The 10,872-nt window shown below is 69.9% G+C and carries 6 protein-coding genes and 2 pseudogenes; 7 read left to right on the forward strand and 1 reads right to left on the reverse strand.

Going from position 1 to position 10,872, the window contains the following annotated elements; genetic code table 11:
* Positions 1-98 precede the first annotated feature (98 nt).
* Positions 99-992: a PAC2 family protein gene (locus tag ON31_RS15985; RefSeq protein WP_029923554.1), complete on the forward strand. Its 894-nt coding sequence runs from the start codon at positions 99-101 to the stop codon at positions 990-992.
* Positions 993-1,028: 36 nt separating this feature from the next.
* A complete protein-coding gene (locus ON31_RS37975) occupies positions 1,029-3,899 on the forward strand; it encodes an AMP-binding protein (RefSeq protein ID WP_255222131.1) in 2,871 nt (956 codons plus the stop codon).
* Here ON31_RS37975 and ON31_RS35635 read toward each other — a convergent pair.
* Entirely contained in the window at positions 3,801-4,106 is a 306-nt protein-coding gene (locus ON31_RS35635; RefSeq protein WP_081592491.1) for a hypothetical protein, read from the reverse strand. The genes ON31_RS37975 and ON31_RS35635 overlap by 99 nt on opposite strands.
* 193 nt (positions 4,107-4,299) lie before the next feature.
* Here ON31_RS35635 and ON31_RS15995 point away from each other — a divergent pair, with 193 nt between their 5' ends.
* The 5 genes and pseudogenes from ON31_RS15995 to ON31_RS16015 all read left to right on the forward strand — a co-directional run.
* Positions 4,300-5,493 (forward strand): helix-turn-helix domain-containing protein, encoded by a 1,194-nt coding sequence (locus ON31_RS15995; protein WP_218007330.1) that lies wholly within the window; start codon positions 4,300-4,302, stop codon positions 5,491-5,493.
* A gap of 149 nt (positions 5,494-5,642) precedes the next feature.
* The gene (locus ON31_RS36695) at positions 5,643-6,101 is read left to right on the forward strand and encodes an SRPBCC domain-containing protein (protein ID WP_039814553.1); all 459 of its coding nucleotides are present in this window, start codon (positions 5,643-5,645) and stop codon (positions 6,099-6,101) included.
* A 153-nt stretch (positions 6,102-6,254) separates the two neighbouring features.
* Positions 6,255-7,751, forward strand: a pseudogene (locus tag ON31_RS16005) (TIGR02677 family protein); the annotation flags it as partial.
* Between the two features lie 413 nt (positions 7,752-8,164).
* Entirely contained in the window at positions 8,165-9,544 is a 1,380-nt protein-coding gene (locus ON31_RS16010; protein WP_039814544.1) for a TIGR02678 family protein, read from the forward strand.
* Between the two features lie 3 nt (positions 9,545-9,547).
* A pseudogene (locus ON31_RS16015) lies at positions 9,548-10,872 on the forward strand (endonuclease); the annotation flags it as partial.

Genomic DNA, 10,872 nt, shown 5'->3' on the forward strand with positions numbered 1-10,872 from the left:
CCGACACGTTCGCCACGTCACACCGTGGGCGGCGTCGGCGTGTCCCGGAGGTGCGCGTCGTTGGCGCGTCATCCCGGCCGACACCGTAGGCTGACCGGGTGAACGCCAGTGAACCCCCGGTGCCTGCCGAGACGGACCTCCCCACCCTGCGGGATCCGGTCCTCGTCGCGGCCTTCGAAGGCTGGAACGATGCCGCCGATGCCGCCAGTGGAGCGGTGGAACACCTCGAACTCATCTGGGACTCGCAACCGCTGGCCGAACTCGACTCCGAGGATTATTACGACTACCAGGTGAACCGCCCGACCGTCCGCCAGGTCGACGGTGTCACCCGTGAGATCCAGTGGCCGTCCGCCATGCTGTCGGTGTGCTCGCCGCCCGGCAGCGAACGCGATGTGGTGCTGCTCCGCGGTGTCGAACCGAATATGCGGTGGCGCAGTTTCTGTGACGACATCCTCGAGTTCGTCGAACAGCTCGGGGTGTCGACGGTGGTGATCCTCGGCGCGCTGCTGGCCGATACCCCGCATACGCGGCCGGTTCCCGTCACCGGGACCGCGTACAGCAAGGAGGCCGCGGAGCGATTCAATCTGGAGCAGACCCGCTACGAGGGACCGACCGGTATTACGGGCGTCCTGCAGGACGCCTGCGTCAAGGCCGGGGTCCCGGCGGTGTCGTTCTGGGCCGCCGTTCCGCACTATGTCTCGCAGCCGCCCAATCCGAAGGCCGTGATCGCCCTGCTGCACCGCGTCGAGGATGTGCTCGACGTGGAGGTGCCGCTCAGCGGTCTGCCCAAGCAGGCCGAGGAGTGGGAGGAAACCGTCAACGAGATGACCTCGAGCGATGAGGAGATCACCGAGTACGTGCGCTCGCTCGAGGAGCGCGGCGACGCGGACGTCGATCTCAACGACGCCATGTCCAAGATCGACGGGGATGCCATCGCCGCGGAATTCGAGAAGTACCTGCGCCGACGGGGGCGGGGCAGCTTCGGGCTGTAGCGGGGGCGAAGTTAGGGCACCATTACACTGGACCGAATGACCTCGCCACGGATCGCCGCGCATCTGCACGGGTTCGGTGACCGTATCGCGGCGGTCCAGCATGGTCACGAAGTCCGATATGCCCAATTAGCCGGATCAGTCACCGAATTCGCGGAACGCCTCGGTACCGGACGCCGGCTCGTCGCCCTGGCGGCACGCAACGACATCGGATCGCTGGTGGCCTATCTCGGCGCCCTCGAGGCCGGGTGCGCGGTGCTGCTCACCGAGACGGTGACCGCGGAACTGATCGACAGCTACGACCCCGACGTGGTCATCACGGCCACCGCCGACGGCTCGACGCCCGAACCGGTCGTCCGGCGCGACGGTTCGGCGCACACCCTGCACCCCGAGTTGGCGCTGCTGCTGAGCACCTCCGGCTCGACCGGCTCACCGAAGCTGGTGCGGCTGTCCTACACCAATGTGCTGTCGAACGCGGCGGCCATCGCCGAATACCTGGAGATCGAGCCGACCGACCGCGCCGCGACGACGCTGCCGCTGTTCTACTGCTACGGGCTGTCGGTGGCGCACAGCTATCTGCTGCGCGGCGCGAGCCTGCTGCTGACCAGCCGGTCGGTGGTGGAGCCCGAGTTCTGGGACGAGTTCGCCGCGCAGCGCGCCACCTCCTTCGCGGCCGTGCCGTACACCATCGACCTGCTCGACCGCATCGGATTCGAGCGCATGTCGCTGCCGCACCTGCGGTACGTCACGCAGGCGGGCGGACGGCTCGCACCCGAACGGGTCGCCGCCTACGCCCGGCTGGGCGCGCGCCGCGGCTTCCGCTTCTATGTCATGTACGGGCAGACCGAGGCCACCGCCCGCATGGCCTATCTGCCGCCCGATCTGGCGGCCACCCACCCCGACTGCATCGGCATCCCCGTCCCCGGCGGCTCCTTCACCCTGGAGCCGGTCGACGAGGGCGTCCACGAGCTGGTCTACCACGGCCCCAATGTGATGCTCGGCTACGCGGAGTCACCGGACGACCTCGCCCTCGGCCCCACCCACCCCGCCCTGCGCACCGGCGACCTGGCCTGCCGCACCGAAGACGGCCTGTACCGAGTGATCGGCCGCCGCAGCCGCTTCGCCAAGATCTACGGCCTGCGCATCGACCTGCAACGCATCGAATCCGGGCTCGCCGCCGCCGGTTTCACCGCGTGTTGCACCGAGGACGGCGAAGCACTGGTGGTGGCGGTCGAGTCGGCGATGCCTGCGGACGCCGACAGCGAAGGCACGCAACCGACAGGAGCGGCACCCGCGACCGCGCGGCGGACGGAACCGGAAGTCACGACCGAACATCGCAACGGCGCGGGCATCGCGATGCGGCGGCCGACCGGCGCGGACGGCGCGGACGCGACGCCGGCGAGTGTGAATGTCATGGACGCGACGCCACCGAGCGTCGACATCGCGAACACGGCGCTCGCCGACCTGAAGGACGCGGACACGACGACACCGAGCGTCGACCACGCGGCCGCGCCGCAGGGTGCGGCCGTCGTCCGGGAAGCGGCACGGCTGTCCGGGTTGCCGGTCGCCGCGGTGCGGATCTGCGTGGTGCCGTCGATTCCGCGGCTACCCAATGGAAAACCGGACTATTTGAGTATCCGGCGCCTGCCGGGCACGGACGGCGATGCGCTCCCGTCCGGCGGACCTGGCGCAACCCGCGAGGATGTGCGCACCCTCTTCGCGCAAGCCCTCGGCCTCGATCGTGACCACATCGGCTCCCACGCCACCTTCGCCGATCTCGGGGGCGATTCACTGACTTTCGTCACCCTGGCGGTGCGGCTCGAACGGGCCTTGGGGCAGCTGCCAGCCGACTGGCCGTCGCGCACCATCGCCGAACTCGAGGCACTCCCCCGGCGGCGGATGCGATTCGGGCGGTCGCTCGATACCAGCACCCTGTTGCGGGCGATCGGCATCGTGACGGTAATCGGCTCACATATCGGACTTTTCGTCCTGTGGGGCGGGGCGCATGTGCTGTTGGCGGCGGCGGGATTCAATTTCGCGCGCTTCGCCGTCACAGCGGCTCCGGCCGCGCCGCGGTTGCGCCGCACGCTGCGCAGCGCGGCCTTCATCGCCGTGCCGACGGCCGCGTGGGTGCTGCTGACGCTGCTGGTCAGCGATTATTACGGCTGGCAGAATGTGCTGCTGCTCAACAAGATTCTGGGTCCGCACGACAGCCCGACGGCCGGGCACCTGTGGTTCATCGAGGTGGTGCTCTATCTCATCGTGGCCGCGGCGCTGCTGCTGCGCCTGCCGCTGGCCGATCGCTGGGAACGGTTGTCGCCGTTCTGGTTCGCGATCGGGCTGCTGGCGATGGCGCTCATCTTCCGATACCGGACATTCGACCTGTACCGGCCGGAGGACGTGCCCTTCTCACCGCTGGTGGCCTGGTTCTTCGTCCTCGGTTGGGCAGCGGCCAAGGCCGAGACGGTGTGGCACCGGCTGTTGCTCAGCGTGATCGCGGTGGCGACGGCACCGGGTTATTTCGGCGAAACCGACCGAGAGCGCATGATTCTCGCCGGAATCCTGCTGCTCGTCTGGTTGCCGTCGGTGCGGGTACCCGCGGTGGTCGCGGGTGCGGCCGCGCTGCTCGCCGACGCATCGCTGTTCGCGTATCTGCTGCACTGGCAGGTGTATCCGCTGTTCGGGCAGTATCACCTGGCGGCATTGGCGGCCTCGCTGGCGGCCGGGTGGGCCGCCGCGCGGCTGCTGAGCTGGGCGCGTACCGGATGGGCGAGCGCCGGGATCGGTCGGAACGCGGCCGTGGGCCGCCGGTCAGCTGTCGATCGTCCAGACCTTGGCGGACGCCTCCTGGGCCAGCTTCGCGATCAGTATGTCGCGCGGAATCGTCTGACCGGCAAGGTGATCGAGTGACGGCACCACCACATGGTGCGCGTCGGCTCGCTTGAGTTCGGCGGTCAACTCCGCGAACGCGGTGCCGTCGCCGGGGGTCGATTCATGGAACGTGGCGGCGAAGCAGAAACCGGCCGAGCTGGCGAGGGTGCACATGGCGCTCTCCCACTCGTCACCGCGGCCGTCGGCCAGATCGTCACGCACGTACCCATAGATCAACGCTTCCACCCGAACCTCCGTTGGATTGGGGATCTCGCTGTTCTGTTGTGTGCCCACTAACGACTATGGCGTTCTCGAAGATGCAATTGCAGATGTCAACCCACTGACATCCAGATGCCCTATCCGGGTCCACGCGGGGTTAACTGGTGAGATACTACAGAGCGTGTCCGGTGGTGACGATCGACCTGTCTGGGCTGTCCGAATGCGTGCCGAACGGGATGCTCGGGGGTGGTCACAGGCCGACGCCGTCCGCGCCATGCGCGGGAAATCGAGCCACAACCTCCCCACCGACTCCACGTTGCTACGCAACTGGCGGCGGTGGGAATCGGGCGAATCCCGCCCGGACGACTTCTACGCGCCCATTATCGCGGCGGCCTTCGACACCGTCACCGCGGCCTTTTTCCCCAAGTCACGGCCGAATCGGGACGATGAGATGCTCTCGGCGACCGGCATGGACACGCTCGAGTTCATCGGGCGGCTGCGCATGTCCGACGTCTCGGCGGCGACGCTGGACGCCATCCACATCACGGCCGACCGGCTGTGCTCGGAGTATCCGTGCACCGATCCGCACGAGCTGCACGCGGAGGGGACGGCGTGGTTGCGGCGAATTACCTCGCTACTGGACGGTCGTCTTACTCTTGCCCAGCATCGCGAGGTGCTGGTGCTCGCCGGGTGGGTCGCCCTACTGGTCGGTTGCGTAGATTACGACCTGGGCTGGCGCACCGCCGCCGAGGCCACCCGCCGCGCCGCCCTGTCCCTGGGCCAGGAGGCCGAGCATGCCGAAATCATCGGCTGGGGTGCGGAAATGGCGGCCTGGTTCGCCCTCACCCAGGGCAACTACCGCGGGGCCATCGACGCCGTCGACAGCGCCCTCCCCGGCGCGGGCGCGCTCGGAGTCGGCGTGCAGCTCTCGGCGCAGCGCGCCAAGGCGTGGGCGCGCATCGGCGATCGCCGCGAGGTGGAATCCGCGCTGACGCAAGGCCGCTCGATACTCGACAAACTTCATCATCCCACCAATCTGGACAATCATTTCGTGGTGGACCCGCAGAAGTTCGACTTCTACGCCATGGACTGCTGCCGGGTGGCCGGGGACGACCGCCTCGCCGAAAGCTATGCGTGGCAAGTCATCCGCAACTCCACCGCACCCGACGGCACCATCCGCAAACCCATGCGCGTCTCCGAGGCCCACCTCACCCTCGCGGTGGTGGCGGTGCGCGATCGCAATCTGGAGCTCGCCGTGGACGAGGGCCTACAGGCCCTCACCGGCAAGCGCCGCTCCCTGCCCTCCCTCACGTGGATCGCGAGCGAGGCGGCGCGCGAGATGATCGAACGCTTTCCCGGCGACCCCCGCACCCGCACCTACCTCGAGCAACTGCGCACCCTCGCCGCCAGCTGATTCCGCCGCCCGGAGGCCGATTCGCCCGCCGGTGCCGGAATCGGCGGGAACATGATCGCGAACTCGGCAGTTCCCAGAATGTGACCACGGAATCCCCGCCACCGCCCACCCCACCGGAATCGCGCCGGGTACGGCACGGAACCACCACCGTGACAAGGGATATCGGTGCGCCACGCGCCCGGGTGTTCGCGGTGTTCGCCGATTTCTCCCTGCGCCAGAAGTGGTTTCGCATTCCCAGCCGCCCCGAGCACCTGCACCACACTCTGGACTTCCGGGTCGGCGGCACCGAGGTGGCGGGCGGAATCTTCGCGCCGACGGGCACGGCCGAGCACATCGAGTACCGGTCCCGGTTCCTCGATATCGTGGACGACGAACGCATCGTGTTCGGTTACGAACTCCGGATCAACGACGTGCGCCGAACCATGGCGCAGGTGACCGTGGAGATCGAGGCCCTCGACGCCGACCACACTCGGCTGCGCTATACCGAGCAGTTCGTGCTGGTGGGCTTCGACGGCGACGGCGATCAGGACTTCGCACATCAGCGCGGCATGCTGCCCCTCATGCTCAACGGCCTCGAGGGCGTGGCCACCGGACGCATTACCAGCTGATCCGGTCGCGGCCCGACACATTCGGACTTACCACGCAATACAGCACCGCCACGTCGGCATTCGGGCCGCTGTGGCGCGCCGAACAGCGGGCGCATTGGGGACTCGGGCGGGGGCGGTATTAGTCTCACCCCGGTGACCGAGACCGCTGCCGGATTGCTGCCCGACCCGTCCGGGGTCGGTGGAGGGGATCTGCCGCACGCCGATCGGCTCCGGCTGTTCTCCTTCGCCACCGCCGAGAAACGGGCCGATTACCTGTGGGTGTTGCGCGCCTTCGACACCGCGCGCGCCGCCTATGTGGTGCTGCTGCACGCCAGTGACGTGGTGGAGACGCTCGGACGTTGCCCGGGGGCTCCCGCGCTGACCGCGACCGAGGTGGGGCCGCTGCTCGAGCAGTTGCACCAGTGGGGTGTGCTGGAGCGCAGCTACGACGGCACCCGGGCGGCGACGCTGGCCGAGTATCGGAACCGGCATTTCGTCTACCAGTTCTCCCAGGCGGGCTATCAGGCGTACCGGGCGGTCTCCGATGTGCTGGACGCGCGACTGGACGAGGCCGCGCTCTCCCGTCTGGTGCTGCCGGAACTGCTGGCGGATCTGCACACCCTGGCCGAGGCCAATCGCACCGGGGACGCGCCCCGGGTGTACCGGGTGCTGAACCGGCTCGACCGGGCGCTGTCGGATCTGGCCGACCGGGCCGCGCACTTCTATCTCACCCTCGGCGATCTGGTGCGCACCACCGAGGTCACCCCCGAGGCCTTCCTCGTCCACAAGGACGCGCTGCTGGCGCATATGCGCGAATTCTCCATGGACCTCGCGCGTTTCGCGCCCCGCCTGGCCACCGCCATCCGCGAGGTCGAGGCGACCGGGGTGGACGCGCTGATCGAGCGTGCCGCCCGCTGCGACGAACGCGTCCTCCTCGATACCGCTGCACGGCAGGCGGATTGGCGGGCGCGCTGGCAGGGCCTGCACGCCTGGTTCCTGCCCTCGGACGCCGAGGGTGCGCTCACCGAATGCGAGCGCCTGCGCGAGGCCACCATGAGCGCCATCGCGGCGGTGCTGTCGCTGCTGCGCCGCGTCACCGAGACCCGCAAGGGCGGCGTCTCCCGAGAATCGGCGCTGCGCCACCTGGCGGGCTGGTTCACCGCGGCCCCCACCGCCGAGGCCGCACACGCCCTCTACGACGCGGTCTTCGGCCTCGGCCGCCCGCGCCACCTGTCCATGCGGCATCCCGACGCGGACATCATCCCCGCCATCCGCTCCTGGTGGGAGGCGCCACCGCTGGAGATCGCCCGCACCCTCGCCGAGACGGGCCGCCCGCCCACACCCGGCGCGCCCGCCCGCATCCAACGCAACGACGCCGGTATCCGCCGCCTGCGCCAAGCGCAGCTCGACGCCCAGCGCGCCCGCGCCGAGGCCGCCCGCTCCCTCGCCGCCGCCGACCTCTACGACCGCGTGCTCGACGAGGGCGAAACCGAGGTCCTGCTGAAGCTGCTCGACGCCGCCTCCACCGCCTGGGTCCCGGTCAGCGGCCGCGTCGGCGGCACCACCGGCACCGACAACGGCGTCACTCTCACCGTGCGCGAACACCCCGGCTCCACCGCCGTCCGCACCTCCCGCGGCCTGCTCCACCTCAACGGCCGCACCCTCGAGATCCACGAGAACACCACCCGCCGCCAACGCGCCGCGACAGCGGGGAAGGCGAAAAAGCCCGCCGCACCGTCGGATTCGCCCGCTACGGCCACCGCCGCACATGGAACGGCCGCGCCCGAGGCGCGCAGCGGGCGAGCGCGCCGCACTCCGGACGGCGAGCCGACGCCCACCATCATCGCTACCGAGCCCCAGCACCCCGACCCGGCGACCGAAACCTTCGCGAGCGACGGCAGGGGGGACGCTCCTACGCCCGCTGGGGATTTCCCCGCGACCGCGACATCTCCCGCCGATACCGACCAGGCGGCCGAGCGGCTCACCCCCGACAGCGCATCACCCGCCACCACGGCCGACGACGGGCCGACGGCCGCCCGAGCCGACACGTCCGCGGATGTCCCGACCGCGGAGGTGCGCGGCTGATGCACGCTCGTACCATCGACTCGCTCGCGCTGGACAGCTATCAGCGTGCCGCCCGGGTGATCCTGGCCAACCACCTCGTCACCCGCACCTATCCGGATCGCATCGCGCTGGCACTCATCCGCCGCTGGGCCACCGAACTGCGGGAAGACCTCGCCGAACTCTTCGGCTACCGCCTGGAGGTCACCGAGACCACCGCGCGACTGTTCCCGATCGTGGACCGGCTCGACGGTGCGCGCCCGGCCCGCACGGTGGCCGACCGTGTCTTCGACCGTCGGCGCTACGCCTATCTGTCGCTGGCCCTGGCCGCGCTGGGCCGCGCCGGTGACCAGATCACCCTGTCCGAACTGGCCGACCAGGTGGCCGCCTACGCCGAACAGGTGGACGGTCTCGAACTCGCTCCGGACCGGGCCGCCGATCGGGACGCGTTCGTGGATGCCGTCGGCTGGCTGGCGGCGCGCGGCGCGGTGGCCCTGGCCGACGGTGACGCGGGTGGTTGGGCGGCGGATCCCGAAGCGGGAGAGGCACTCTACGACATCGACCGGGCGGTGGTCTTCGCCCTGTTCCGCCCGCCGCGCGCCCTCCAGCACCTGCACAGCGTCACCGGGCTGCTGGGCGACGAGGCTACCGCGGCCGACACCCGCTCTCCCGCGGCGGCGCTGGCGGCCCGCCGGGTCCGGCGCGCGCTGGTGGAGCTGCCGGTCGTCTACGCCGCGGACCTCCCGCCCGCCGAGCGCGGCCTGCTGGCCCAGGACAAGCTGGTCGCCGAGGTGGAACTGCTCACCGGATTGCCGGCCGAACGCCGCGCCGAGGGCGTGGCGCTCATCGACAGTTCGGGCCGCCTGTCCGATATCCGTTTCCCGAGCACCGGCACCCTGGCCCAGGTCGCCCTGCTGCTGGTGGGCGAGATCGCGGACCTGGTATTGGATATCGACAAGCCGGTCGAGCGCCGTCCCCGCCCGGAACGCCCGTTGACCGATCTCACCGAGCAACTCGATGCCGCCATTCCGATGCGCACGGTCTTCGCGCCGCTGTCGGATCCGGTGGATCCGTTCGCCGCCGAGGACGCGACCGACGACGACCCCGAACCGGCCGAGATCCCGCCGTACCCGTTCATCGCGTCCTCCTGGATTCTCGACACGGTGCGTGCGCTCACCGACCGCTACGGCGCGACGTTCGCCGCCCAGTGGCAGGCCGACGCACCCGGTCTGACCGGTGAGGTGGTGGCGCTGCTGGAGCGGCTGTGCCTGGTGGAGGTGCTCGACGGCGGTCTGCTCGTGCTACCCGCCCTGGCCCGCTACCGGGGGGCTGTGGTGACCGTCCGCACGCGCGCGGAAACCGAACTCTTCGTGGCACCCGGCGATATAGAAGGGACTGTCTGACCCATGGGCGACCTCATTCACGGTGGTGTGCGCTTCGTCCCCACCCGCGCGGGGATCGTGAACCTGTGGGATTACCGCGATCAGGAATTCTGTTTCGCCGACGGGCGACTGGTGCTGCGCGGACCCAACGGCTCGGGCAAGACCAAGGCGCTCGAGGTGCTGTTCCCGTTCGTGCTGGACGGGCGGATCGAGCCGCGGCGGCTGAATCCGTTCGCCGGTGAAGAGCGCACCATGAAGTCGAATCTGCTGTACCGCAAACAGGAATCGGCGTACTCGTACGTGTGGATGGAGTTCGCGCGCGGCAGCTGGGCCGACCCCGAGGTGGTGACCGTCGGCATCGGGATGCGCGCCACCCGCTCCGCCGACAAGGTGACGCGCTGGTATTTCGTCGCGGACGGCCGGGTGGGCGTGGACTTCTCCCTGCTGGACTCCGAGGACCGGCCGCTGACCCGCAAACAGCTGGCCGAGCAGATCGGCACCGATGCCATCGTGGACCGGCCGGTGGAGTACCGCGCCGCCATCGACGCCCGCATGTTCGGGCTCGGGCAGCAGCGCTACGACCAGCTCATCAATCTCATTCTCACGCTGCGCCGCCCGCAGCTGGCGAAGAACCTGGACCCGCGCGGACTGTCGCAGGCGCTCACCGACGGCCTGCGGCCGCTCGACGAGCAGCTGATCCTCGACGCCGCCCGCTCCTTCAGCGATATGGAGGAGGTGGGCCGCACCCTCGAGGGTCTGGTGCAGGCCGACACCGCCACCCGCACCTTCGTCAACGTGTACCGCAAATACCTTGCGGTACAGGCGAAGACCGATGTCGACCAGGTGCGCACCCGGCTCGACGCGGTCACCCACGCGGCCACCGCCCTGCACGCCGCCTCGGCGCTGCGGCAGCGCCGCGACACCGAACGCGCGGCCGCCGAAACCCGCGCCGACGATGCCGACCGCGCCTACGAGCAGGCCCTCGCCGACCGCGAAACCCTCCAGCGCTCCAGCGCCTACGAGGGCAAACAGCAGCTCGACGACCTCGCCGACGCGGTGCGCCGCCTGGAGACCTCGGCGGCCGTGCACCGTGACAAGGCCACCAAGGCCAGTCAGACCGTCGATCAGCGCGCCGAGGAGTTCGAGCGCGCCCAAGCCGCCGTGCAGCACGCCGCCTCCGCCCTCGCTCGCGGCGAGGACGAACTGCGCAGTGCCGCAACCGAAGCGGGCATCGAATGGGCCGCGCTGCCCGAGCAGGCGCGCGGCGACCAGCTCACCACCACGGTGCGCAGCCACGCCGAGGAGCGCGACGCCGACGTGCGCGCGGTCCGCCGCGCCCTCACCCTGGT

It is taken from the genome of Nocardia otitidiscaviarum NBRC 14405 (assembly GCF_000308635.1).
Classification (GTDB): Bacteria; Actinomycetota; Actinomycetes; order Mycobacteriales; family Mycobacteriaceae; genus Nocardia; species Nocardia otitidiscaviarum.